The sequence below is a fragment of the Streptomyces sp. NPDC020489 genome, assembly GCF_044386545.1.
GTDB lineage: Bacteria > Actinomycetota > Actinomycetes > Streptomycetales > Streptomycetaceae > Streptomyces.
Window position 1 is genome coordinate 1 of sequence record NZ_JBIRUZ010000001.1, and the last position, 24,766, is coordinate 24,766.

Consider the following 24,766-nt stretch of genomic DNA (forward strand, 5'->3'; position numbering starts at 1 on the left):
TGGGCCATGACACCCCCCGCACGGCGCGCCCGGGGGGGGGGGGGGGGGGGGCGGCGGTGGGGGGGGGGGGGGGGGGGGGGCCGCCCCCCCCCCCCACCCCCGTGGCGCTGACGTCCGAACTGTCCCTGATGTGTCCCCATATGACACCCCATCAGACGCCGTGTTCCGGCCAACTGCCCTGCCGTATGACGAAAACAGGGTTTTACAACAGGGGGCGACTGGATTTAAAGTAAGGGTCGATGGGGAGATGATCACGGTCGGAGCAAGATCAGCCGGCCAGTCAATCGGGGGGTTCTGAAAGGTATGTTCGCGAAACTCGGTGATCTGACACTGATGTTCTGTTCGCGATGTCTCGGGACGCCCTGAACGTTGATATGCCCCGCGGTGTCGGAGAGTTCTCCTGGCCGCCGGCCATCGTTCATTTGATTCACACATTCTTCTGTGAAGTAAAGCCAGAGAGCCGTCTTTTGCCGCGCCCTTCTCGATTCTGAGACAGGGGTCTTTTCCGCGCGCCGGGGGACGGTCGGCTCAGGCTGCCGACGCTGACATGGTTCTGCCCACCTTTGGCATGGCCATGCCATTTTCTGTCCTGCCCAAGCGCACTCACAAAGTGACGAATTCCAGGTTCGAGGATGATGGCGAAAACCACGGGGTCCGAGGAATTGTCCCTGCCAGACATGTTGCGTGCGGCCGCGCTCGCCCGACCCGAGCGGACCGCCGTCTCGTGCGGCACGCGGCGACTGACCTTCCGACAGCTCGACGAACGCGGCGCGGCCATGGCCGACCGTCTGCGTGGCCTCGGCGCGGTGCTGGACGAGCCCGTCGGCATCTTCATGGACCCGTCCGTCGACCTCATGGCGAGCGTCTGGGGCGTGCTGTGCTCCGGCGCCCCCTACCTGCCGCTGTCGCCGGAGTACCCGGACGAGCGCGTCCGCTACATGATCGCGGACTCCCGGACCCGGCTCATCCTGACCGACGAGTCCCTGGTCGGCCGCCTGAGCGCGCTCACCCCGCCGGGCGTACGCATCCTCACGGCCACCGAGACCCTCGCCTCGCACGACACCGGACCGGCTCCCGTCACCGTCTCGCGCGGCACCGGACCGTCCCCCGTCGCCGCCCCGCTCGCACCCCCGCCCGGCGACTCCCTCGCCTACGTCATCTACACCTCCGGGAGCACGGGCAACCCCAAGGGCATCGGGATCGAGCACCGCAGCATCGTCAGCCAGATGCGGTGGATGGCCGCCGAGCAGGGCCTCGACGAGCGCCGGACGGTGCTCCAGAAGACACCGCTGAGCTTCGACGCCGCCCAGTGGGAGATCCTCGCCCCGGCCTGCGGGGCCGGCGTGGTGATGAGCGAGCGCGGCGTCTACGCCGACCCCTCGGGCCTCCTCGACCTGATCCAGGCGCACCAGGTGACCACGCTCCAGGGCGTGCCGACCCTGCTCCAGGCGCTCGTGGACTCCGGCCGGCTGCCGCAGTGCACCTCGCTCGTCCAGGTCTTCAGCGGCGGCGAGGCCCTCACCAAGAGCCTGGCGATCGAGTTGCTCGACGCGCTGCCGGACGCCGACCTGGTCAACCTCTACGGTCCCAGCGAGTGCACGATCAACGCCTCGGCGCACACCGTGGACCGCGCCACCGTCCAGGACGGCCCGGACCACGTCTGCATCGGCCGGCCCGTGCACGGCATGAGCTTCCACATCCTCGACGCCGACCGGCGACCCGTCGGGCCCGGGGAGTCGGGTGAGCTCCACATCGCCGGACGGCAGCTGGCCCGCGGGTACCTCAACAACCCCGAGATGACGGCGGAACGTTTCATCACCAACCCGTTCGCCACCGACCCGGACTCCGCCCGCCTCTACCGCACCGGCGACCTGACCCGCTGGAACGACGACGGCACCGTGCAGTTCCTCGGCCGCACCGACAGCCAGGTCAAGCTGCGCGGCTTCCGCGTCGAGCTGGACGAGATCAAGGTGTCCATCGAGAAGCACGACTGGGTCAAGCGCGCCGCGGTCGTGGTCCGCGAGGACACCCGGGTCGGCGCCAACCTGATCGCCTTCGTCGAACTCGACCCGCACCGGGCCGCCCTGATGGACCAGGGCAACCACGGCGCCCACCACCAGTCCAAGCAGAGCCGGCACCAGCTCAAGGCCCAACTCGCCGGGCTGGGCGTACGCGAGGAGCCCGGGCTGCCGTTCGTCGACCTCCCCGGGCGGGCCGCGACGGCCGAGCAGCGCCGCACGGTGTTCGCCCGCAAGACCTACCGCTTCTACGAGGGCGGCGACGTCGACCGGCAGGACCTGCTGCGGCTGCTCGCCCCCTCGCCCGAACGGCCGGCCGAGCCCCGCGACCCCGACAGCCTCACCCTGGACGAACTCGGTTCCCTGCTGCGCTGGTTCGGCCGGTTCACCAGCGGCGAGCGGCTGCTGTCCAAGTACGGCTACGCCTCGCCCGGATCGCTCTACGCCACCCAGCTGTACCTGGAGCTGTCCGGCGTCGGGGGCCTGGAGGCGGGCCACTACTACTACCACCCGGTCGAGCACCGGCTGCTGCTGATCGGCCCGGCACCCGCGGGGGAGCCGAAGCTGCGCGCCCACTTCATCGGGCGCCACTCGGCCATCGAGCCGGTCTACCGCAACAACATCAGGGAAGTCCTCCAGTTCGAGGCCGGACACATGGTCGGGCTCTTCGACCACGTGCTCCCGGCGTACGGGCTGCGCATCACCGCGAGCCCCGCCGAGCCGGCGGTCAAGGACGCCCTGCGCTGCCCGGACGAGGACCACTACCTGGCGTCGTACGACATCCGCACGGCCGCCGCGCCGGCCGAACGCCTCCCGGTCGACCTGTACGTGCAGGCCCATCCGGGCCGGATCGCCGACCTGGCCGAGGGCCAGTACCGCTACGAGGGCGGCGAACTGGTGCGGGTGTCCGAGGAGTTGGTGCGCAAGCAGGACGTCATCGCCATCAACCAGGAGGTCTACGCGCGTTCGAGCTTCGGCATCAGCCTGATCGGCGGCGCGCCCGAACCCTGGCAGCGCTACACCGACCTCGGCCGCGAGCTCCAGCGCCTCCAGATGAACGGGTTCGACCTGGGGCTGATGTCCTCCGGCTACAGCTCCGAGACCGGCAACCCGCTGCCCTCGTCCCGGCGGATCGCGCAGCTCGTCGGCCTCGGCCCGGACACCGCGTCCTACTTCGCCGTCGGCGGCCGGATCAGCGCCCAGCAGCGGCTGAGCGAGGGCATGAAGGAGGACTCCGTGCACATGCGGGGTCCCGCCGAGATCATCAAGGACAACCTCGCCGCCGCCCTGCCGCCGTACATGGTGCCCAACCGGGTCACCGTCCTCGACGCCTTCCCGCTCACCCCCAACGGCAAGGTCGACCACCAGGCCCTGCGCGAGCTGGACAAGGCCGCCGTCGACGACACCGAGACGCCGGTCGTGCCGCCGCGCACCCCCACCGAGGAGGCCATCGCCGCGCTGTGGGGGAAGGCGCTGAAGCAGGAGCGGGTCTCCATCCGCGACAACTTCTTCGCCGCCGGCGGCCATTCGCTGACCGCGGTCGACCTGGTCAACCGGATCAACCGGGAGCTGGGCGCCGCCCTGCCCCTGCAGATCCTGTTCGACGCGCCGACCATCGCCGAACTCGCCCGCCGAGTAGACCGCGAGCCCGCCACCGCCGCCTCCCGGCTGGTGCGGCTGCGCGCCGCCGACGGCGGCCGCCCGGTGTTCTGCTGGCCCGGCCTGGGCGGCTACCCGATGAGCCTGCGGCTGCTGGCCGGCCGCCTGGACCTGGACCGCCCCTTCCTCGGCGTCCAGTCCCACGGCATCAACGAGGGCGAGACCCCCTACGGGACCTTCGCCGAGATGGTCGCCCGGGACGTCGAGCTGGTCCGCCAGGCGCAGCCGACCGGCCCGTACACGCTGTGGGGCTACTCCTTCGGCGCCCGGCTCGCCTTCGAGGCCGCCCACCAGCTGGAGTCGGCGGGCGAGCGGGTCGACGAGGTGATCCTCATCGCGCCCGGCAAGCCGCCCGTGGAATTCCTCGGCGAGGCGGCCGGCCGGACCTCGGTCGATTTCGACGACGCCACGTTCGTCTCCATTCTCTATTCGGTGTTCGCCGGAAACCTCCAGAAGTCGGCGGTCGAGGAATGCCTGGCCGCGACCCACGACGAGGAATCCTTCGTCACCTTCGTCAGCGACCGGTTCGAGCACCTGGACCCCGCCTGGGTGCGGCGGATCGTCGGCGTGGTGCGACGGACGTTCCTTTTCGAGTACGACCCCCGCGAACTCGCCGAGCGGAATGTCACCGCGCCGGTCGCGGTGTTCCGGGCGACGGGCGACCAGGAGTCGTTCATCGACTCCGGTGAGGTGCTCACCGCCGCGCCCCCCGCCTTCCACCAGCTCGACGCGGACCACTACGAACTGCTCCGCGCGAACGGAATTCACGAACTCGTCACCGCCCTTCAGGCCGCACGAATTCCCAGAAAGGTCATAGGAGTGCCGCACGTCAGCATCAAGCATTTCCCGAACAACCTCGAGGCCGAGCAGCTCACCGCGCTCGTCGACGCGATCACCAGTGCCGTGCGGACCGCGTTCGCGGTCGACGAGGGCGCGGTGTCCATCGCCCTGGAACCGGTGGCGCAGGACGCCTGGAACGAGCGGGTCTACCTCCCGGAGATCGCCAACGGCGGCGGGAACCTCGTCAAGGCGCCCACCTACTGAGCCCGCGACCGGATCCGACGGTGCCCACCCCCCCACCAGGACATGAACCACGGAGGACCGCGATGCGCACAGTGATCACCAGGATGAGGGAGGACCTCTCCGTGATCGTGGCGCGAGACCCGTCGATCCGCACCCGCGCGGAGGCCCTGCTGCACCCCGCGCTGCCGGCGCTGTGGGCGCACCGGGTGGCACACGTCCTGTTCACCCGCGGGCACCGGCAGAGCGCACGGCTCCTGGCCTACCTGGCGCGCTCCTTCACCGGCGGCATCGAGATCCATCCCGGTGCCCGCCTGGGCCGGCGCGTCTTCATCGACCACGGGGCCGCCGTGGTCATCGGGGAGACCGCCGAGGTCGGCGACGACGTCACGATCTTCCACCAGGTCACGCTCGGTGCCGTCGGCTGGTGGAAGGACGGGCGGCGCGAACCCGGCGCCCGCCGGCACCCGGTCGTCGGGGACCGGGTGGTGCTCGGCACCAACGCGATCGTGCTCGGCCCGGTCACCGTCGGCGCCGACGCGCTGATCGGCGCCGGCTCGCTGGTGCTGGGTGACGTGCCGCCGAAGGCCAGGGTGGCGGCCCCCGCCGCCGAGATCGTGGTCCGCCCCTCGCCCGCGGAGCGCGCGGACGCGGACCAGTTGCTGCGCGCCCTGGCCACTTCCGGGTGCTGGTGACGCCCAGGTCCCCTGCCCCGCCCCCACCGCCGCACGTCCCCAGCCCGTTCGCCGCATCCCACGGCCGACCACGCGTCGGCACGCCATCGGAGGCACAGATGACTCACGTCGGTGTACTGGAGAGCAACCTCTCCGGTTCCGGCTTCGAGGGCCTGCAGATCATCAAGGAACTCGACTGCCGGGTCACCTTCTTCACCCGCGATCTGGACCGGTACCTCGAAGTGCCGGGCGGTCCGGCCTACTTCGAGAAGTACGTCGACGAGATCGTGCACTGCGAGACGAACATCCTCGAAGAACTCCTGCCCGAGGTGCACCGGATCGGCGCCGAGCACCCCTTCGACGCGTTCCTGACCCTGGCCGAGTACGACGTGGTCGTGGCCGCCGAGGTCGCCGTCCACCTCGGACTGCCCACCGTCAGCGTCGACGGCGTCGCCACGGCCCGCAACAAGGCGCTGATGCGCCGCCGCTGCGCCGAACTCGGCGTCGCGATACCGGCGTTCCGCACCGTGCAGACCCCGGCCGAGGCGGCCGTGGCCGCGGCGGAGGTCGGACTGCCCTGTGTGGTGAAGCCGGCCGACGAAACCTCCAGCGCCGACGTGCGGCTGGTGGAGACCGCGGAACAGGCCGCCGAGCACGTCGAGCTGATCCGCTCCCGGGTGGAGAACACCCGCGGCCAGAGCCGCTACCACGAGCTGATGGTCGAGGAGTACCTCAGCGGCCCCGAGGTCAGCGTCGAGGTCCTCGCCGACGGCGACCGGTACGAGGTCCTCGGGGTCACCGACAAGTCCGTCATCGGCCAGGGCTACTTCGTGGAGCTGGCCCACACCTTCCCCTCCGGCCTGCCCGAGAAGCTGGTCGGCGAGATCGGGGACCTGGCCGTGGAGGCGCTGCGCGCCTGCGGGTTCGACCTGGGCATGGCCCACGTCGAGATCAAGGTCACCGCGTCCGGCCCCAAGCTCATCGAGATCAACCCCCGGCCCGCCGGCGGCAAGATCACCTACCTGGCCGACCGCGCCCTCGGCATCAAGTCCCTGGAACTGGTGGCCCGTCAGTACCTCGGCGAGAAGCTGCCCGAGCGGGTGCTGCCCGACCAGCCGGTCGCCGGCGCCGCCATCCGCTACCTGATCGCCACGCCGGGCCGGGTGGTGTCGGTCTCCGGCCAGGACCGCGCCGCCGCGCTGCCCGGCGTCGAGGAGGTCGTCGTCAAGCCCGCACCGGGTGCCGTGCTGCGCGAGCCGCGCCGCAACGGCGACCGCGCGGGCCACGTCCTGGTGATCGCCGAGACCGCCCAGCTCGCGGCCCGTACCGCCGAGGCCGCGGTCAAGGAGATCGACATCCGCACCGAGCCGGTCACCGCCCGCCCGGTCGCGGACTCCCTCGTCGACCTGATCGGCCGCACCCCGCTGCTCCGCCTCCCCGTGGACCGGGTCCTCACCGGCGTCCAGGACGGCACCGAGGTGCTGGCGAAGCTGGAGCTGTTCAACCCCTGGTCCAGCAGCAAGGACCGGGCCGCGCTGTCGATGCTGCGCGGCGCCGAGGAGCGCGGGCTGCTCACGCCCGGCGCGGGCACCGTGATCGAGGCGACCTCCGGCAACACCGGCATCTCGCTGGCGGCGCTCGCCGCGGCCCGCGGCTACCGCTGTGTCATCGTCCTCCCGGACAACGCCACCGAGGAGCGGGTCGCCATGCTCCGCTCGCTCGGCGCCGAGGTGGTGCGCACCCCGCACACCGGCGGCTACCAGGCGGCCGTCGACAAGGCCGAGGAACTGCACCGGGCCACCCCCGGCTCCTGGTTCTGCTGCCAGCACGACAACCCCGACAACACCCGGGCGCACTACGAGACGACCGGCCCGGAGATCTGGGCCGACGCCGAGGGCCGCGTCGACGTCCTCGTCTGCGGAGTGGGCACCGGCGGCACGCTCAGCGGCGCGGGCCGGTACCTGCGCGAGCGCAACCCCGCCGTCCGGATCGTCGCGGTGGAGCCGGCCGGCTCGCCCCTGCTGTCCGGCGGCGAACCCGGCACCCACACCATCCCCGGCTTCAACGGCGGCTTCATCGCGCCGACCACGGAACGCGACCTCATCGACGAGGTGATCGCGGTCGCCGACGCCGACGCCCTCGACACCACCCGGCGCCTCGCCCACCGCGTCGGCCTCACCGTCGGTGTCTCGGCCGGCGCGGTCGTGCACGCCTGCGGTGTGGTGGCCGCCCGCCAGGAGACGCGGGGCAAGCGCGTGGTGACCCTGCTGCCCGACACCGGTGAGCGCTACCTCAGCCTGCTCAGCCGCGTCGCCGAGGAACAGGCGGCCGGCCGGTGACGGCGCCCGTGGCGGACCGGCCCCGCCTGCTGATGGTGATGCCCTACCGCCAGTTCGTCCGCAAGGCACAGGACGCGGGGTTCTGGGTCGCCGCGCTCTGGGACCCCCGGCTGGAGTCGCCCGCCTACCTGGACGACGTACGCGCGCTGGCGGACGTGTTCGTCACCGCCGACTTCCGCGACGACGAGCTGCTGCGCCGCGCCATCCGGGAGACGGCCGAGGAGCACCGGGCGTCGGTGATCTACCACATCGGCCGCGAGGAGACGATGGCCGCCGCCTACGAGGTGGCCGAGGAGCTCGGCGTCGAGGTCAACCCGGCCGCGGCGGTCCGGCTGCTCACCGACAAGCACGCCATGCGTGACCTGCTCGCCGAGCGCGGCCTGTCCCCGGTCCGCTACGAGGCGGTGGCGACCCGGGAGCAGGTGCCGGACGCGGTCCGCCGGCTCGGCAGCCCGGTCGTCGTCAAGCCGACCGCGCTCGCCGGCAGCCGGGGCGTCTTCCTCTGGCAGCAGGACACGGACCGCGCGGCCTGGACCGCGCTCGTCGAGGGCTACGGCTACGACGGGCCGTTCCTGGTCGAGGAGTACCTGCGCGGTCCCGAGTACAGCGTGGAGACGCTGAGCCGGGACGGCCGGCACCAGGTCGTCGGGATCACCGAGAAACTGCTGGGCGCGCCCCCGCTGTTCGTGGAGGTGGGGCACGTCCACCCCGCGCCGCTGCCCGCGGAGCGCCGGCAGGCCGTCGAGGAGCTGACGACCGAGCTGCTCACCGCGTGCGGGTACCGGTTCGGGCCCGCGCACACCGAGGTGATCTGGACCGAGGCGGGTCCGCGGATCGTGGAGTCGCAGGCGCGGCTCGGCGGCGACCGGATCCCGCGCCTGGTCGAGCTGGCCACCGGCCTCGACATCGAGCAGGCGATCTTCGCCGGTCTGGCGGGCACCCCGGCCGCACCGGCGGCGGCGACGGCCACGGCCGTCGTGCGGTTCTTCACCTTCCCGCCCGGTCACGTCGACGCCGTCCGCGGCCTGGACGAGGTCGCCGCCCTCGGCCACGTCGACGAACTCACCCTCCGGCTGAGCCCGGGCGACACCGTGCCGGAGGTCCGCGACTCCAAGAGCCGGCACGGGCACGTCATCGTCTCCGGCGCCTCCCCCGAGGAGGCCCGCGCACGGTGCGCCGAGGTGCTCGCCGCCGTCGAGGTCGTCGTCGACGGCACGCCCGTCCGCGCGGACGGGCGGACCGCGGCGCTCGGGACGGCCGTGTGAACAGCGACGGTCACGACTCCCCCCACCCCAGAAAGGCAGTGGCCATGCAGTGGTCCGGATCAGCTATCAGGAGGTCGCCATGACCACCCCCGCCCCCGACGCGCAGGTGGTGTTCGTCGGCTACAACGCGGCCTATCTGCGCGCGATCGACACGAGCGTCCCGAGCGGCTCCGTCATGGTGATCGAGGAACCCGACATCATCCGCAAACGGGAACTGCACGACGCGGCCGACCGCTTCGACTGCCTCGACCGCATCGTGCCCGCGAGCTACCAGCAGTCGACCGAGGCGCTCGACCTCGCGGCCGAACTGACCGCCGTGCGCCCGGTGGCCGCGGTCGTCCCCGGCCTGGAGTACGCCGTGCCCGCGACGGCCGCGCTGGCCGAGAAGCTCGGCCTGCCCGGCGCCACCGAGCAGGCCGCGCAGGCGCTGCGGGACAAGGTCCGGCTGCGCGAGGTCACCGGCGCGGCAGGGGTCCGCAACCCGCGCTGGCGCGAGGTGTTCGGACCCGAGGACATCCTCGACTTCGCCGGCGACGGGCCGGTCGTGGTCAAGCCCGCCAACCGGCAGGCCAGCGTCGGTGTGCAGCTGCTGGACTCCGTGGACGCCGAGAGCGCGGCCCGGGCCTGGCAGCGGACCTCGTCGGCCGCCGAGTACGAGCAGGTGCCGGACCGGGAACTGACCTGGCGGTTCCTCGCCGAGGAGCGGCTTCAGGGCCCCGAGTTCAGCGTCGAGGCGCTGGTGCGCGACGGCGAGATCATCTTCCAGAACGTCACGGCCAAGACGGTGATCCCGGGGCCGTACCCGGTGGAACTCGGTCATCTGCTGCCCGCCCCGCTCGACGAGGCCACCGAGGACGCCTTCGGGACGGCCATGCGGGCCCTGGTCGACGCCACCGGCTACCGGACCGGCATCCTGCACGCCGAGTGGATCCTCACCGACTCCGGTCCGACGCTGGTCGAGTGCGCCGGCCGCTGCCCCGGCGACTACCTGATCGACCTCAACGACCTCGCCTACGGCACCCGCATCCGGCTGACCCTCATCGACCTGCTCGCCGGTCGCCCGGTCACCCTGCCCCGGGCCGCCGAGCAGACCGCGGCGATCCGCTTCCTGGCCGCCGAGCCGGGCACCGTCACCGAGGTCTCCGGCGTGGACACCGCCCAGGCCCTGCCCGGCGTCCGGGTCGTCGAGGTCGACGTCGCCGCCGGTGACCAGGTGCGCCCGTGGGCGTCCTCCTGGGACCGCGCCGGGCATGTCATCGCCACCGGGCCGGACGCGGAGACCACCCGCCGACGCGTCCTGGACGCGGACGCCGCCGTCAGCATCACCACCGATTGAGGAACGCACATGTCTGATCTCTGGCGACGCGTCCGCGGCTGGCGCGGATCCGTCCCCGGCGGGACGGTCGGCCTGCGGCTGGCCGTGATGGCGATGATCGACGCCGTCGGCACCGGTGCCTTCCTCGCCGTCTCCGTCCCCTTCATCACCCGGTCCGTCGGGCTGTCCGAGGGCAGGCTCGGCCTCGGTCTGACCCTGTCCGCGGCCATCGCCCTGGCCACCGCGATCCCGATCGGCATCCTCGCCGACCGGATCGGACCCAAGAAGGTCCTGGTCGGGGTCAGCCTGTGGCGGTGCGCCTGCTTCGTGGTGTACCCCTTCGTCCAGAACCTGTGGCAGTTCCTCACCGTGGTGTGTCTGCTCGGCCTGGTCGACAAGGCGGCGGCCCCCATGGAGCAGGCCCTGGTCGGGCAGGCCACCGCGACCGACGACCGGGTCCGGGTGGTCGCGGTCCTGCGGTCGCTGCGCAACGTCGGTTTCACCGTGGGCGCCCTGCTCGGCGGCATCGGGCTGCTCATCGACAACCGGGCCGGCTACGCGGTGATCCTGCTGCTCAACGCGGCCTCGTTCGCCGTGCTCGCGACGCTCGCCTCCCGGCTGCCGGTGCTCAGCGCGCCCGCCAAGAGCCTGCGCCGCCGTTTCTCGGTGAGCGTGCTGCGCGACGGATCGTTCCTGTCGTTCACCGGGATCAACGCCGTGCTGACCATGCACATGACCCTGCTGAGCATCGGCATCCCGCTGTGGATCGTCGGGCACACCGAGGTCTCGTCCGCGGTGATCGCCCCGCTGGTCGCGGTCAACACCGTGCTCGCGGTCGCCCTCCAGGTGCGGGCCAGCCGGGACACCGAGACCATCGCCGGCGCCTCCCGCGCACTGGTGCGGGCCGGGGTCTCCCTCGCGCTGTGCTGTCTGCTGCTGACCGCGGCCCCGAGGCTGTCGGCGGTCCTGGCCGTCGGGGTGCTGCTGCTGGCCATGATCGCGCTGACCGGCGGCGAGCTGTGGCAGTCCGCCGGCGGCTGGGGCGGCTCCTATCTGCTGGCGGCCCCCGGCCAGGAGGGCGTCTACCTGTCGGTCTTCTGGCTCGGCGTGGCCATCCAGCAGATCGCCGCGCCGGTCCTGGTCAGCCTGGTCGTCACCTCCGGCACCGTGGGCTGGACCGTGCTGGCTGCGCTGTTCGCCGTGTGCGGTTTCGCGGCGCCGGTCATCGGCCGCTGGGCGCAGGCCCGGGCGGACAGCCGACCGCAGCCGGAGCCGGCCCCGGCCACGTGACCGGCCGTCCCCGCAAACGGGCCCGTCATCCGGGCCGTCCCTCTGCTCACCCGTTGATCACGACCTGATCAGGTACACCCAAGGAGAATCATGTCTGTTCCGCTGTATGTCCCCGCAGGCGGCGGCGAGTACGTCGACATCCGGGACACGAAGAGGACCTACCTCAAGCTCACCACGCCCATGTCCAACGGTGAGTTCGGCTTCTTCGAGCACCACATGGCCCCGGAGGCCAAGGGTGCGGCCCCGCACATCCACAAAGAGTCCACCGAGATGTTCTACGTGGTGAAGGGCGAGATCGAGTTCACCATCGGCGACCAGAAGGTGGTAGGCGAGCCGGGCGCGTTCGCCTACGTCCCCAAGGGCGAGCCGCACGGCTTCACCAACCGGGGCTCCGAGGACGCCACCCTGCTGATCATGTTCTACCCGATCTACGACCGCGAGGACTACTTCCGTGGTCTGGGGCGCCTGACGGCCAACGGCCGCAACCCCAGCCTGGAGGAGCTCCAGGAGCACATGGCCAAGTACGACCAGTTCATGTGCTGACCCGCGGACCCGCTGACCCGCGCCGACCCACGGGAGACGGGAACGGCCGGGGCCCGGCGGCGGAATCCGCCGCCGGGCCCCGGCCCGCCGTCGTCACTCGGCCGCGCCGCCGTCGGGGTTGCGGAAGCGCCACTGCAACTGGCGTACCTGCTCGGCGAATTCCGGCACCGGGCCGACCACCTCCAGGCCGGGCACCACGTCCTGGACGGTCAGCGGGGCCAGCGGCGAGGTGACCGGCACACCCCACTGCGCCTTCCAGTCCCGGGCCTGCTGGGAGGAGCTGGCGTACACGATCCGGCCGAGCCCGGCCCAGCCGTGCGCGGCCGCGCACATCGGGCAGTGCTCGCCCGAGGTGTACACCGTCGCCGCGGCCCGCTCCTCGGGGCTCAGCCTGGTCGCCGCCCAGCGGGCCAGCTCGAACTCCGGGTGCGCGGTCGGGTCGCCCGTGGTGGTCTCGCGGTTGCGCTCCTCCGCGAGGATCGTGCCGTCCGCGCCGACCAGCACGGACCCGAACGGCCAGTCGCCGGCGTCCACCGCCTCGGCCGCCAGCTCCACACAGCGGCGCAGGTACGGACGTTCCGACTCGCTGATCACGGTCGTGGGCTCGGCGTCGCTCTCGGGAAGGCCGTGGGCGTCGAGGGTCACTGTCTCTCCGTCTGTCGGGGGGATGGGGCGGCCGGTGTCAGGCACGGTGCGCGGCCACGGTGGCCAGCGCCTGCCACGCCTGCTCGGGGCGCAGCGTCTCGTCCGGGTCACCGTGGTACGGGTCGAGCAGCACGGTGTCGGCCCCGGCGCGGCGCAGCTGCTCCAGGTCCTCGAGGACCTGCTCGATCGTGCCCTCCCCGGCCCGGCGCTCGGGGTCGTCGATCGGCTTTTGTGTGATCCGGAGAAAGATACGCGGCGCCAAATCCGGAACGGGCCGGTCGAGCTCGGCCGAAATGCGCTTCAACCGTTCCAGCGCGTCATTGAACCAGGGCATCGTGAATCGCAGCGGATGCCACGGAAGACCCCGGCGGACGGCCCGGCGAATTGCCGCGTCACTGTTTCCGCCGATCCAGATCGGAATCTGTCCCGATCCGTAGTCGGCGTCGTTCTCCCAGGCCGTGCGAAGGGTGTCCAGCACCTCGTCGGTCAGTGCGCCACGCCGGGAGAAGGGGACGCCGAGCGCCGCGAACTCCTCCTTCGCCCAGCCGACGCCGACCCCCAGGATCAGTCGGCCGCCACTGAGTTGTTGCAGGTTGGCGGCCATGCGAGCGACCAACAGGGGGTGCCGGTACGGGGCGATGAGGACGGTCGTGCCCAGCTTCACCCGGGTGGTGATCCCGGCCAGCCAGGCGAGTGTCGTGACAGGTTCGTAAAACGGGGCCGGATATTGCCGGGCGACATCCGGGGTGATGGCCACATGGTCCGAGACCATCAACAGGTCGAAGCCGAGGCCTTCCACTGTTCTGGCCCACCGGGCGAGATTATCCGGATTTGTTCCGGGCCCGAAGTTGGGGACATTCACGCCTATCTGCATGAGCGTCAGACTAGCAAGATCTCAACGGCTGGTGGGCGCCGAAAAGAAAGTGCCCGACCGGTCCGCGAACCGGTGATTCGAGGGGATTTCCAGCGGCGTCCGGCAGGGTGGTGTCACCGCGGCGGCACGATCGGGACGTACGCAGCAGAATGTGAGGAGACGCACCAAGTGGCGGTCCGTACGTCTGCCGCGGCGCCCACGGGGTAGGGCTGCGATTACCCGCAAGGACGCCGTACTCGACAAGGAGGCCCCTCGTGGTCGCTCCCGCACACCCGCGCTCCAAACGCGTGGCGCAGCCGCCGTCCCCCGCGCCCGAGCCGCACTTCTGCGTGTTCAGCGCGGAGGGTGCCTGCGCCGACATCCCGCTGACCAGCGAGGCGCCGCTGCCCGACGCGGAACCGCTGACCAGCGAGCCGCCGCTCGCCGAGGCGAGCCACCTGACCAGCGAGTCGGCGGCCTTCGAGCCGGACCTCGCGAGGCTGTAGATGAGGGCACCCGAGCCGGCCGAACCGCCCTGCGAGGACCTCTCCCGCCTCGCCGAGCTGCATGGCGTCGCCACGTCCTACAGCCCGTCCCCGGACCGTACGGTCGCCGCCTCGGCCACCGCTCTCACCCTCGCCCTGGCCGCCCTGGGCGTCGACGCGAGCCGCCCCGCGGCCGCCCTGGCCGCCCGTGAGCGCGCGCTGCGCGACCGGCTGCTGCCGCCGACGGTGGTCAGCTGGAGCGGCGCCCCGCCCGCGGCCCTCGAGAACCTGCCCAGCGGTACCCGGCTGCGGATCGAGACCGAGCAGGGCGAGACCCGCTCCTCCGCCGCCCAGCTCCCGCCCGGCGTCCACCGGTTGACGGCCACCGCGCCCGACGGCCGGACGGCCGAGGCCCACCTGGTCGCCGCCCCCGCCCGGCTCCCCACCCCCACCGGCCGCTCCCACGGGCTCCTCGTCCAGCTCTACTCCCTGCTCTCCGAGCGGTCCTGGGGCATGGGCGACCTCGGTGACCTCGCCGAACTCACCGCCTGGGCCGGCCGGGCGCTCGGCGCCGGCTTCGTGCAGGTCAACCCGCTGCACGCGGCGGTACCCGGCGCCCCCACCGACCCCTCGCCCTACCGGCCCTCCTCGCGGCGCTTCCCCGACCCGGTGCACCTGCGGGTCGAGGACGTGCCCGAGTACGCCCACGTCACCGACCGCGAGGCGGTGCGGTCACTGGCCGAACGGGCCGGACGGCTGCGCGAGGCGGTGCTGGACAAGGGCGAGCTGATCGACCGGGACGCCGTGTGGGAGCTCAAGCGGGAGGCGCTGGAGCTGGTGCGCGAGGTGCCGCTGGGTCCCGGACGACGGGCCGCCTACGCCGACTTCCTCGCCGAGGAGGGCCAGGCGCTGGAGGACCACGCGACCTGGTGCGCGCTGGCGGAGGTGCACGGCTCGGACTGGAGCCGGTGGCCGGCCGGGCTGCGCGACCCCCGGTCGGGTGAAACCGCCCGGGCCCGCGCCGAGTTGATGGACCGCGTCGACCTCCACTGCCGGCTCGCCTGGCTCACCGACGCCCAGCTCGTCGCCACCCAGCGGGCCGCCCGGGAGGCCGGAATGCCCGTCGGGGTCGTCCACGACCTCGCGGTGGGCGTGCACCCCCAGGGCGCCGACGCCTGGGCGCAGCAGGAGTACTTCGCCGCCGGGATGTCGGTCGGCGCGCCGCCGGACGCCTTCAACGCGCGCGGCCAGGACTGGGGGCTGCCGCCCTGGCGCCCGGACCGGCTCGCCGAGTCCGGCTACGCCCCCTACCGGCGCCTGCTGAAAGCCCTCTTCCGGTACGCCGGCGCGCTGCGCATCGACCACGTCATGGGCCTGTTCCGGCTCTGGTGGGTGCCCCAGGGCCACCCGCCGACCGAGGGTACCTACGTCCGCTACGACGCCGAGGCCATGCTCGCGGTCCTGGTGCTGGAGGCCTCACGGGCCAGGGCGGTCGTCATCGGCGAGGACCTCGGCACGGTGGAGCCCGGCGTCCGCGAGACGCTGCGCGAGCGCGGGGTGCTCGGCACGTCGGTGCTGTGGTTCGAGCGGGACTGGGAGGGCGACGGCCGGCCGCTGCCGCCGGAACACTGGCGTGCCGACTGCCTCGCCACCGCCACCACCCACGACCTGCCCTCCACCGCCGCCCGCCTGACCGGCGAGCACGTCGAGCTCCGGCACCGTCTCGGGCTGCTGACCCGCACGCTCGCGGAGGAACGCGCGGAGGCGGCGGCGGACACGGGGGAGTGGCTGGAGCTGCTGTCCCGCCTCGGACTGCTGCACGGCACCGGCGGCGGCCACGGCATCTCGACGGAGGAGGCCGAGGTGCAGGCCGTGCACCGGTTCCTGCTGCGCACCCCGGCCCGGCTGGTGGGGGTCTGGCTGCCGGACGCCGTGGGGGACCGGCGTCCGCAGAACCTGCCCGGCACCTGGGACCAGTACCCCAACTGGCGGCTGCCGATCGCCGACGCGGACGGCAGACCGGTCACCCTGGAGTCCCTGGCCGGCTCCCCCCGGCTGCACGCCTTGATGGAGGTGCTGCGCCAGTCGGCGCCGGGACGCGGGGCGGGGTGACGGGCGTGGGACGGGCCTATCCACCCCCCGGACGAGCGGCCCCGACCCGGGTTGGCTATTTTGGCACCGTGGACAAGAAGAACGCCCTGCGCGCCGGTGCCCTGGCTGCCGGTACGACGCTGATGATGCTGCTCATGACGTCTCCCGCGCTCGCGCTCACCCGCGACGACGGCGACGACCCCGGTCCGGGCCTGAGCGTCATGGAGACGCTGGGTCTCTTCGTCGTGGCCCCGCTCGTGATCTTCGCGGTCATCGCGGGCCTGGTGATGGTCCTGGACCGGTCCACCGACCGGGTGCCGAGGACGAAGACCAAGGTTCCCGTGAAGGCGAAGGCCGGAGCCTGACCGAGCCGAGGGCCGAGGCGGCCTGACAGCTCACCGCACGTTCCCCGAGGGCGCCGCCCCCGCCCACGTACGCGCACCAAGCCGTACGTGGGCGAGGCCGGCGCCCTCGGCGTGTCCGGGAGTCGGCGCGGCCCGGGGAGCGCGGGGCCGTGCCCCCCGAGTGGTCAGTGCGGGGGTGCCTGGGTGCCGGCCAGCAGGTGGCGCAGCAGCTCGGCCAGTTGGGCGGTCTGTTCGTCGCTGAGGACGGACATCGCCTGGGTCTCGGCGGCGAGGCCGGCGCCGACCGCCTCGTCCAGGACGCTCAGCCCCTTGTCGGTGAGGGTGACCTGGAGGCCCCGGCGGTCGTGCGGGTCGGGGGAGCGGCGCAGCAGGCCCGCGCGCTCCAGCTTGTCGAGGCGGCCGGTCATGCCGCCGGTGGTGAGCATCAGCGCCCCGGAGAGCTCGCGGGGCGAGAGGGTGTAGGGCTCGCCGGCGCGGCGCAGGGTGGCCAGGACGTCGAACTCGCCGCGTGAGATGCCGTAGGGGGCGTAGGCCCGTTCCATGCGGTCGCCCATGGCGCGTGACAGCCGGAAGATCCGTCCGAAGACCTCCATCGCCCGGGTGTCGAGGTCGGGCCGCACGGTGCCCCACTGCTCGATGATCGCGTCGACGGGGTCCCTCGGGGGCTGCTGAGGCGTGGCGTTCATGGGAGGAGTATCCGCCGCGGACCGGTCACCTGCAAGAAAGTAGCTTGCGGCAAAGCGGCTTGCCAGAAAGTGGCTTAGTGCTAAGCTTCTTTCAAGCAAGCTACTCCGAAGGGACCCGGCCATGACCCGCCCCGCGACCGTTCTGCTCACCGCCCTGGCCCCGATCTCCTGGGGCACCACCTACGCCGTCACCACCGAGTTCCTGCCGGCCGACCGCCCCCTGTTCACCGGGCTGATGCGCGCCCTGCCCGCCGGGCTGCTGCTGCTCGCCTTCGCCCGGGTGCTGCCGAAGGGGATCTGGTGGGGCAAGGCGGCCGTGCTCGGCGCCCTGAACATCGGGGCCTTCTTCCCGCTGCTGTTCCTGTCGGCGTACCGGCTGCCGGGCGGCATGGCCGCGGTCGTCGGCTCGGTGGGGCCGCTGCTCGTCGTGGGGCTGTCGGCGCTGCTGCTCGGGCAGCGGCCGACCGCGCGGAGCGTGCTCACCGGGGTCGTGGCGGCGTTCGGCGTCAGTCTCGTCGTGCTCAAGGCGGCCGGGGCGCTCGACGTGGTGGGCGTGCTCGCGGCCTTCGCCTCGGCGGCGTCGATGTCCGCCGGGACGGTGCTGACCAAGCGGTGGGGCCGGCCCGAGGGGGTCGGGCCGCTCGTGCTGACCGGCTGGCAGCTGACCGCGGGCGGACTGCTCATCGCACCGCTCGCGCTGCTGGTCGAGGGGGCGCCGCCCGCGCTCGACGGCCGGGCGGTCGGCGGCTACCTCTATCTGGCGCTGGCCAACACGGCGGTGGCGTACTGGCTCTGGTTCCGCGGCATCGGCCGGCTCAGCGCCACCCAGGTCACCTTCCTCGGACCGCTCTCCCCGCTGACCGCGGCGATCGTCGGCTGGGCCGCGCTCGGGCAGACGCTCACCGCGGTCCAACTGGCCGGGATGGCGGTGGCGTTCGGGGCGACCGTGGCCGGACAGCTCGGGCAGGGGGAGGGGCGAAGGAAGGCGCCCGTCGCCCGATCGTTCAGCATCTCTGAAAGGAATGCTCGAAAAGATTCGATGGACCTGACGGATCCGGCGCTGCGACGGTAGATCCACCGAGATCACCGACCAGTGGAAGGATCCCTGTGTCCGCCGTCCTCGAAAGGACCGCCCGTCCGCACGTCGCCCCGAGGGCCGTGGCCCTCGGGGTGATGTGCGCCGCCGTCGCGACCGTCGTCTGGTCCGGCAGCTTCGTCGCCTCCCGCGCGCTCCACGACAGCGTGCCGCCCGTGCAGCAGGCCTTCTGGCGCTGGCTCGTGGCGCTCGCCGCGGTGGCCCCCTTCGGGGCGAGGCAGGCCTGGCGGCAGCGGCGCGCGATCCGCCGCCACCTCGGTTTCGTGCTCCTCGCCTCGCTGCTCGGGGTGAGCGTCTACAACACCCTGGTCAATCAGGCGGGACTGACCACGTCGGCCGCCAACATGGGCATGATCATGGCGGCCTCGCCGGTGCTGATGGCGGTCTCCGAGCGGCTGGGCGGGACCCGGCCGGGCGCCCGGCGGACCGGCGGCCTGGTGATCGCGTGCGCTGGGGTGGTACTGCTCGTCGGGGGCGGGTCCGGGCTCGCCGCGGGAGACCTGTGGATGATCGCCGCCGCCTGCTGCTTCGGCGCGTACAGCGCGCTGCTGCGCCGCAGGCCGGCCGAACTCGGCGGGACCGCCTTCCTGTTCACGACCTTCCTGTTCGGCACGGCGCTGCTGCTGCCCGCCCAGGGCGTGAGCCTCGCCGTCCAGGGCGGCTTCGCACCGACGCCGGGCACGGTCCTGCCGCTGCTGTACGTCGGCGTGCTCTCCTCGGCCGTCGCCTTCTTCGCCTGGAACCGTGCCATCGCCCTGGTGGGCCCCTCCCGCGCCGGAGCGGTGTACCACCTCCAGCCGGTCTGCGCGGCCCTGCTGTCCTGGGCGGTGCTCGGTGAGACGGTCTCCGCGGCACAGGCGCTCTGCATGGCGCTGATCCTCGGCGGGGTGCTGCTCGGTGCCGCCGGATAGGTTGGCCGCCATGCTCGACTGGGACATCCGCAAGCTGCACATCCTGCGGACGCTGCGGGAACGCGGCACGGTGACGGCGACGGCCGAGGCGCTGCGGATGACGCCCTCGGCGGTGTCGCAACAGCTGACCAACCTCGCCCGGCAGCTCGGGGTGCCGCTCCTGGAGGCGCAGGGGCGGCGGGTGCGGCTCACGGACGCGGCACGGCTGGTGCTGCGGCACGCCGAGGTGGTGTTCGAGCAACTGGAGCGGGCGGACGCCGAGTTGGCGGCCCATGTGCACGGCGAGGTCGGGGAGGTGCGGGTCGGCGCCTTCTCCACGGCGGTGCCCGCGCTGGTCGTGCCCGCGGTCCGGGCCCTGCGGGCGACCCACCCCCGGATCACCGTGCGGGTGCGGGAGGCGGAGGCCGGGGAGGCGTACGAGCTGCTGGCCGGCGGGGAGGTGGACCTCGCGTTGTCGCTGGCGGCGCAGGCACCGGAGGTGGGGGACGGGCGGTTCACCCGGGTGGAACTGCTGGCGGACCCGCTGGACGTGGCACTGCCCCGGGGACATGAACGGGCGGCCGCGGACGGGCTGCGGCTCGCCGACCTCGCCGGGGAGTCCTGGATCTTCGGCGGCAGCGGACCCTGGTCCGACATCACCCGCGGTGCCTGCGAGGCCGCCGGGTTCACCCCGCGGCAGGGGCATTCCGCGGCGGGCTGGACGGCGATCCTCGCCATGGTCGAGGCGGGGATGGGCGTGGCCCTGGTCCCCCGCACGGCCGCCGTCCCCCGCGACGGCGTGGAGATGCGCGAGCTGGGTCCGGACCGCCCGGTGCGGCACATCGTCGCGGCCGTGCGCCGGGGTGCCGAGGAGGGTGCCGCGGTGGGCAGGGTGCTCGGGGCGCTGCGGGAGGTGGCGGCGGCGTACGCAGGCGTCCCCAGCGACCCGGCGAGCACCGGGCAAGCACCCCTGGGCGCGGGCGAGGGGCGCCCGGTGTGACACCGGGCACCCCTCGTCGGCGTGGCGGCTAGCGGGCCGCCGCGTCCGCGGCCTGGGCCCTCAGGGCGCGTTCCACGCCCGCGCGGGACTCCGAGACGAGGCGGCGCAGGGCCGCGTTGGGCTCGGCGGAGGCCAGCCAGGCGTCCGTCTTGTCCAGGGTCTCCTGGGAGACCTGGACGGCCGGGTAGAGGCCGACCGCGATCTGCTGGGCGATCTCGTGCGAGCGGGCGTCCCAGATGTCCTTCAGGACCTCGAAGTACCGGTCCGTGTACGACGCGAGCAGCTCGCGCTGGCCGGTCTGGACGAAGCCGCCGATGACGGCCTCCTGGACGGCGTTCGGGAGCTTGTCGGACTCGATGACCTGCGCCCAGGCCTCGGCCTTCGCCTCCTCGGTCGGGCGCGCGGCACGGGCGGTGGCCGCGTGCCGCTCGCCGGCCGCCGTCCGGTCCCGCTCGTACTCGGCCGCGATCTCCGCCTCGTCGTAGCGGCCGACCGACGCGAGGCGCTCCACCAGCGCCCAGCGCAGCTCGGTGTCGACGGCCAGGCCCTCGATCGTCTGCGAGCCGTCCAGCAGGGCCTCCAGGAGGTCCAGCTGCTCCGGCGTACGGGCCGTCGCGGCGAACGCGCGCGCCCACGCCAGCTGGTGGTCGCTGCCGGCCGCGGCCGACCGCAGGTGCGCCAGCGCGGCGTCCGTCCAGCGGGTCAGCAGCGTCTCGCGGGCGGCCGGGTCGGCGTACAGCTCGATGGCGAGCTTCACCTGGCGGTGCAGGGACTGCACGACGCCGATGTCCGACTCCTTGCCGATGCCGGACAGGACCAGGGACAGGTAGTCGCGGGTGGCCAGTTCGGCGTCGCGGGTCATGTCCCAGGCCGAGGCCCAGCACAGGGCCCGGGGCAGGGAGGACTCGAAGTCGCCGAGGTGCTCCGTGACGAAGGCCAGGGACTGCTCGTCGAGTCGCACCTTGGCGTACGACAGGTCGTCGTCGTTGAGGAGCACGACCGCCGGGCGGCGCTTGCCGACCAGCTGCGGTACGGCCGTCAGTTCGCCGTCGACGTCCAGCTCGACGCGCTCGTCGCGGACCAGCTTGCCGCTGTCCTCGTCGAGCTCGTACAGGCCGACCGCGATGCGGTGCGGGCGCAGCGTCGGCTCGCCCTTGGCGCCCGCGGGGAGCGCCGGGGCCTCCTGGCGGATGGCGAAGGAGGTGATGACGCCGTGCTCGTCCGTCTCGATCTCGGGGCGCAGGACGTTGATGCCGGCCGTCTGGAGCCACTTCTGCGACCAGGTGCCCAGGTCACGCCCGGAGGTCTCCTCCAGCGCGCCGAGCAGGTCGGACAGGCGCGTGTTGCCGAAGGCGTGGCGCTTGAAGTACGCCTGCACACCCGCGAAGAACTCGTCCATGCCGACGTACGCCACGAGCTGCTTCAGGACGCTCGCGCCCTTGGCGTAGGTGATGCCGTCGAAGTTGACCAGGACGTCGTCGAGGTCGCGGATGTCGGCCATGATCGGGTGCGTGGAGGGCAGCTGGTCCTGGCGGTACGCCCACGTCTTCATGGAGTTGGCGAACGTGGTCCACGAGTGCGGCCAGCGGCTGCCCGGCGCGTACGCCTGGCAGGCGATGGAGGTGTAGGTGGCGAACGACTCGTTCAGCCACAGGTCGTTCCACCACTCCATGGTGACCAGGTCGCCGAACCACATGTGGGCCAGCTCGTGCAGGATCGTCTCCGCGCGGACCTCGTACGCGGCGTCGGTGACCTTCGAACGGAAGACGTACTGGTCCCGGATGGTGACCGCGCCGGCGTTCTCCATCGCGCCCGCGTTGAACTCCGGCACGAACAGCTGGTCGTACTTCTTGAACGGGTACGCGTAGTCGAACTTCTCCTGGAACCAGTCGAAGCCCTGCCGCGTGACCTCGAAGATCGCGTCCGAGTCCAGGAACTCGGCGAGCGAGGGGCGGCAGTAGATGCCGAGCGGGACGGACTGGCCGTCCTTCTCGTACACGCTGTGCACCGAGTGGTACGGGCCGACGATGAGCGCCGTGATGTACGACGAGATCCGCGGGGTCGGCTCGAAGACCCAGACGTCGTCCTTCGGCTCCGGCGTGGGGGAGTTGGAGATGACCGTCCAGCCGGTCGGCGCCTTCACCGTGAACTGGAAGGTCGCCTTCAGGTCCGGCTGCTCGAAGGAGGCGAAGACGCGGCGGGCGTCCGGCACCTCGAACTGGGTGTACAGGTAGGCCTGCTGGTCGACCGGGTCGACGAAGCGGTGCAGGCCCTCGCCGGTGTTGGTGTAGGCGGCGTCGGCCGCCACGCGCAGGACGTTGCGGCCCTCGAGGAGCCCCGGCAGGGCGATCCGGGAGTCCTTGAAGACCTCCGCGGGGTCGAGCGACTCGCCGTTGAGCGTCACCTCGTGGACGGTCGGCGCCACCAGGTCGATGAACGACTCCGCGCCGCTCTCGGCGACGTCGAAGCGCACCGTGGTGACAGACCGGTAGGTACCGCCCTCTTGCGCGCCGGAGAGGTCGAGATCGATCTCGTACGACTCGACGGTGAGCAGCTGCGCCCGCTGCTGAGCCTCTTCGCGAGTCAGGTTTGTGCCAGGCACGCGGTCATCTCCTCGTTATGTGTCGGTTCGGCGGTCCGGTCATCCTTCCACGGGTCCCGCACCGAACGCGATGTCCAGAACCCGCCGGTGACCGGCGCGGACATCCGGAACCGTGGGAGCCATGACCACCTACACCGCACGTGCCCTCACCCCCGCGACCCTGAAGGAGCTCCGCTCCACGGACGACGCGGGCCGCCCGACGGTTCCCGTGACCGACGAGGAGGGCGGGACGCCCCTCAGGTGCTGCCTGCGACGCAGCGCGCCCGGGGAGCGGATCGCCCTGGTCTCGTACGCCCCCCTGCGACGCTGGGCCGCCGAGACGGGCGCCGAGCCGGGGGCCTACGACGAGCAGGGCCCCGTCTTCATCCACGCCGAGGAGTGCGCGCGGGCGCCGGAGCACGAGGGGGCCGCCGCGCGCGAGGGGTACGCCTTCGACAACGACCACCGGACCGTGCGGCGGTACTCCGCCGACGGGCACATCCTGGGCGGCGAGCTGGTGGAGAGGCTCGACGACGAGGCCTTCCGGGCCGCGTTCGACGACCCGGCCGTGGCGCTCGTCCACGTCCGGGCCGTCGAGTACGGCTGCTTCCTCTACGAGGTCCGCAGGCCTCGGAGCTGAAGTCACTGGCCGCCCCGGGGGCCCGCCGTCTCAGGCGGCCTCGCGCCGCGCCGCCGTGCGGGACAGCACCTGGTAGGCGTGGGCCGCCGACACCAGGGTCGTGTGCCGGTGCCAGCCGGGGAACGAGCGGCCCTCGAAGTCGAGCAGGCCGTAGTGCTCGCCCAGGGCGGCGACGGTCGCCAGGGTGCCGGTGTGCAGCTCGGCCAGCGCGAGCAGGTCGGCCATCCGGTGCCCGGGCAGGTTGGTCAGCCAGACGCGGTCCAGGCGCTGCCGGCCGCTGTTCCACTCGGCGAACACCCGGCCGGCCGACGTGAGCCGGCCGCCGCCCGGGCGCAGCCCCACGATCTCGGTCGGGCTGGAGACGACCTGGACGCGGCGCAGGCGGCCGTCGGCCCCTGGCGTCACCGCCGCGTCCGGGTGCCGGGTGCCGCCCTGGAGCAGCAGCTGGCGGGCGGAGACCGGGGGCGCGGGCTCCCGGTGGGCGCGGGCCGCGCCCGGCTCCGGGCCGAGCGGCAGCTGACCGCTCACCGCGAGGACGAAGCCGTGGCCCCGCCCGTGCAGCCGCTCGACCAGCGGCCGGACATCGGTGACGGTGGTCAGGTCCGCGACGACGGGTGCCCGCACCACGCCGGGCTGGGCGGCCAGGCTCTCGACGAGGTCCAGGGCCTGCGCCCACAGGGCCTGCGACGAGGTCCCCTCCGGGATGCGCGCCCGCCGGCGCAGGTCCTCGTCGGCCGTCCAGCGCTCCGGCAGATGCAGGCGCCAGTCCACCGGCACCTGCCCGGCGTCACCGGCCAGGAAGAGCCCCAGCCCCAGCTGGCAGTTGACGGTCCGGCCCTGCTCCCGGACGAACCGGCGGTGCACCCCCGCCGAGTGGGCGCCGCGCTTGGGCAGTATCGCCGGTGCGAGGGTCCAGGCGCGGGTGTCCATCCGCTCGCCCGCCCAGGCCGCCAGCTCGCGCCGGGTGGCCTCCCACTCCCAGGGACTCGCGTTCACGAACTGCTGGAGCGACTGCGACGCGGTGGGCGAGGACGTCACCGTCTCGGCCATCCGCCGTACGGACTTCTTGCCCGGGGTGGCGAGCAGGCCGTGCAGATAGACATGGCCCCAGCGCTGCTGGTCCGTGCGGGGCAGGTGCTCGAACAGCCGCCCGGTGAAGTCGGCGAACCCGGTGCCCCCCTCCCGCCTGCTCCGTCGCGCGACGGCCGCCTCGTACGCCTCCCACAGGCCGCGCACATCCCGTGCGTCCCGGATGTCCCGGACTTCTCGAATCGCTGACACTCCATCCCCCTCGGCGCGGTGCGATCCAGT

General features: G+C 72.7%; 19 protein-coding genes and 1 pseudogene. 15 read left to right on the forward strand and 5 right to left on the reverse strand.

Annotated elements, in window-relative coordinates:
• Positions 1–677 precede the first annotated feature (677 nt).
• The 8 genes and pseudogenes from ACH41F_RS00005 (at position 678) to ACH41F_RS00040 (ending at position 12,123) form a co-directional block, all read left to right on the forward strand.
• Positions 678–4,721, forward strand: coding sequence for an amino acid adenylation domain-containing protein (locus ACH41F_RS00005; RefSeq protein WP_398831767.1), 4,044 nt, complete (start codon positions 678–680; stop codon positions 4,719–4,721).
• A gap of 62 nt (positions 4,722–4,783) precedes the next feature.
• Positions 4,784–5,392, forward strand: a complete 609-nt coding sequence (gene epsC / locus ACH41F_RS00010) for a serine O-acetyltransferase EpsC (RefSeq protein WP_391241240.1) — start codon at positions 4,784–4,786, stop codon at positions 5,390–5,392.
• A 455-nt stretch (positions 5,393–5,847) separates the two neighbouring features.
• Positions 5,848–6,456, forward strand: a pseudogene (locus ACH41F_RS00015) (acetyl-CoA carboxylase biotin carboxylase subunit family protein); the annotation flags it as partial.
• A 15-nt stretch (positions 6,457–6,471) separates the two neighbouring features.
• A complete protein-coding gene (locus ACH41F_RS00020; RefSeq protein ID WP_398832744.1) occupies positions 6,472–7,710 on the forward strand; it encodes a pyridoxal-phosphate dependent enzyme in 1,239 nt (412 codons plus the stop codon).
• Complete coding sequence (locus ACH41F_RS00025; RefSeq protein ID WP_398831770.1) at positions 7,707–8,975, forward strand: ATP-grasp domain-containing protein; 1,269 nt, start codon at positions 7,707–7,709, stop codon at positions 8,973–8,975. The genes ACH41F_RS00020 and ACH41F_RS00025 overlap by 4 nt, the downstream gene beginning before the upstream one ends.
• A 79-nt stretch (positions 8,976–9,054) precedes the next feature.
• Complete coding sequence (locus ACH41F_RS00030; RefSeq protein WP_398831772.1) at positions 9,055–10,311, forward strand: ATP-grasp domain-containing protein; 1,257 nt, start codon at positions 9,055–9,057, stop codon at positions 10,309–10,311.
• A gap of 9 nt (positions 10,312–10,320) precedes the next feature.
• On the forward strand, positions 10,321–11,580 hold the full coding sequence (locus ACH41F_RS00035) for an MFS transporter (RefSeq protein WP_398831774.1): 1,260 nt from the start codon (positions 10,321–10,323) through the stop codon (positions 11,578–11,580).
• A 90-nt stretch (positions 11,581–11,670) separates the two neighbouring features.
• Entirely contained in the window at positions 11,671–12,123 is a 453-nt protein-coding gene (locus tag ACH41F_RS00040) for a cupin domain-containing protein (protein WP_391241250.1), read from the forward strand.
• A gap of 93 nt (positions 12,124–12,216) precedes the next feature.
• On the opposite strand, the gene ACH41F_RS00045 is transcribed toward ACH41F_RS00040, so the two are convergent.
• Positions 12,217–12,768, reverse strand: a complete 552-nt coding sequence (locus tag ACH41F_RS00045; RefSeq protein ID WP_391241253.1) for a deaminase — start codon at positions 12,766–12,768, stop codon at positions 12,217–12,219.
• A gap of 37 nt (positions 12,769–12,805) precedes the next feature.
• The gene (locus ACH41F_RS00050; RefSeq protein ID WP_398831777.1) at positions 12,806–13,642 is read right to left on the reverse strand and encodes an LLM class flavin-dependent oxidoreductase; all 837 of its coding nucleotides are present in this window, start codon (positions 13,640–13,642) and stop codon (positions 12,806–12,808) included.
• A 254-nt stretch (positions 13,643–13,896) separates the two neighbouring features.
• On the opposite strand from ACH41F_RS00050, the gene ACH41F_RS00055 reads away from it, so the two are divergent.
• The 3 genes from ACH41F_RS00055 (at position 13,897) to ACH41F_RS00065 (ending at position 16,562) form a co-directional block, all read left to right on the forward strand.
• Positions 13,897–14,127, forward strand: a complete 231-nt coding sequence (locus ACH41F_RS00055) for a hypothetical protein (protein ID WP_391241259.1) — start codon at positions 13,897–13,899, stop codon at positions 14,125–14,127.
• Positions 14,128–16,218 (forward strand): 4-alpha-glucanotransferase, encoded by a 2,091-nt coding sequence (gene malQ, locus ACH41F_RS00060; protein WP_391241262.1) that lies wholly within the window; start codon positions 14,128–14,130, stop codon positions 16,216–16,218.
• A 68-nt stretch (positions 16,219–16,286) separates the two neighbouring features.
• Positions 16,287–16,562 carry a hypothetical protein gene (locus tag ACH41F_RS00065; RefSeq protein ID WP_391241265.1) on the forward strand — a complete coding sequence of 92 codons (276 nt, stop codon included), beginning with the start codon at positions 16,287–16,289 and terminating at the stop codon, positions 16,560–16,562.
• Positions 16,563–16,726: 164 nt separating this feature from the next.
• Here the strand turns inward: ACH41F_RS00065 and ACH41F_RS00070 are convergent, their stop codons facing one another.
• Entirely contained in the window at positions 16,727–17,248 is a 522-nt protein-coding gene (locus ACH41F_RS00070; protein ID WP_391241268.1) for a MarR family transcriptional regulator, read from the reverse strand.
• 121 nt (positions 17,249–17,369) lie between these two features.
• Here ACH41F_RS00070 and ACH41F_RS00075 point away from each other — a divergent pair, with 121 nt between their 5' ends.
• The 3 genes from ACH41F_RS00075 to ACH41F_RS00085 all read left to right on the forward strand — a co-directional run bounded on the left by ACH41F_RS00075 (position 17,370) and on the right by ACH41F_RS00085 (position 20,234).
• On the forward strand, positions 17,370–18,320 hold the full coding sequence (locus ACH41F_RS00075) for an EamA family transporter (RefSeq protein WP_391241272.1): 951 nt from the start codon (positions 17,370–17,372) through the stop codon (positions 18,318–18,320).
• Between the two features lie 101 nt (positions 18,321–18,421).
• Positions 18,422–19,255 carry a DMT family transporter gene (locus tag ACH41F_RS00080; RefSeq protein ID WP_398832746.1) on the forward strand — a complete coding sequence of 278 codons (834 nt, stop codon included), beginning with the start codon at positions 18,422–18,424 and terminating at the stop codon, positions 19,253–19,255.
• Between the two features lie 10 nt (positions 19,256–19,265).
• Positions 19,266–20,234, forward strand: coding sequence for a LysR family transcriptional regulator (locus tag ACH41F_RS00085; RefSeq protein ID WP_398831781.1), 969 nt, complete (start codon positions 19,266–19,268; stop codon positions 20,232–20,234).
• Positions 20,235–20,262: 28 nt separating this feature from the next.
• Here ACH41F_RS00085 and pepN read toward each other — a convergent pair whose 3' ends face one another.
• Positions 20,263–22,836 carry an aminopeptidase N gene (gene pepN / locus ACH41F_RS00090; RefSeq protein ID WP_398831783.1) on the reverse strand — a complete coding sequence of 858 codons (2,574 nt, stop codon included), beginning with the start codon at positions 22,834–22,836 and terminating at the stop codon, positions 20,263–20,265.
• A 121-nt stretch (positions 22,837–22,957) separates the two neighbouring features.
• Here pepN and ACH41F_RS00095 point away from each other — a divergent pair, with 121 nt between their 5' ends.
• Positions 22,958–23,455, forward strand: coding sequence for a DUF1203 domain-containing protein (locus ACH41F_RS00095; protein ID WP_398831785.1), 498 nt, complete (start codon positions 22,958–22,960; stop codon positions 23,453–23,455).
• A 30-nt stretch (positions 23,456–23,485) separates the two neighbouring features.
• On the opposite strand, the gene ACH41F_RS00100 is transcribed toward ACH41F_RS00095, so the two are convergent.
• Positions 23,486–24,736, reverse strand: a complete 1,251-nt coding sequence (locus tag ACH41F_RS00100; RefSeq protein ID WP_391241286.1) for a transposase — start codon at positions 24,734–24,736, stop codon at positions 23,486–23,488.
• Between the last annotated feature and the right edge of the window lie 30 nt (positions 24,737–24,766).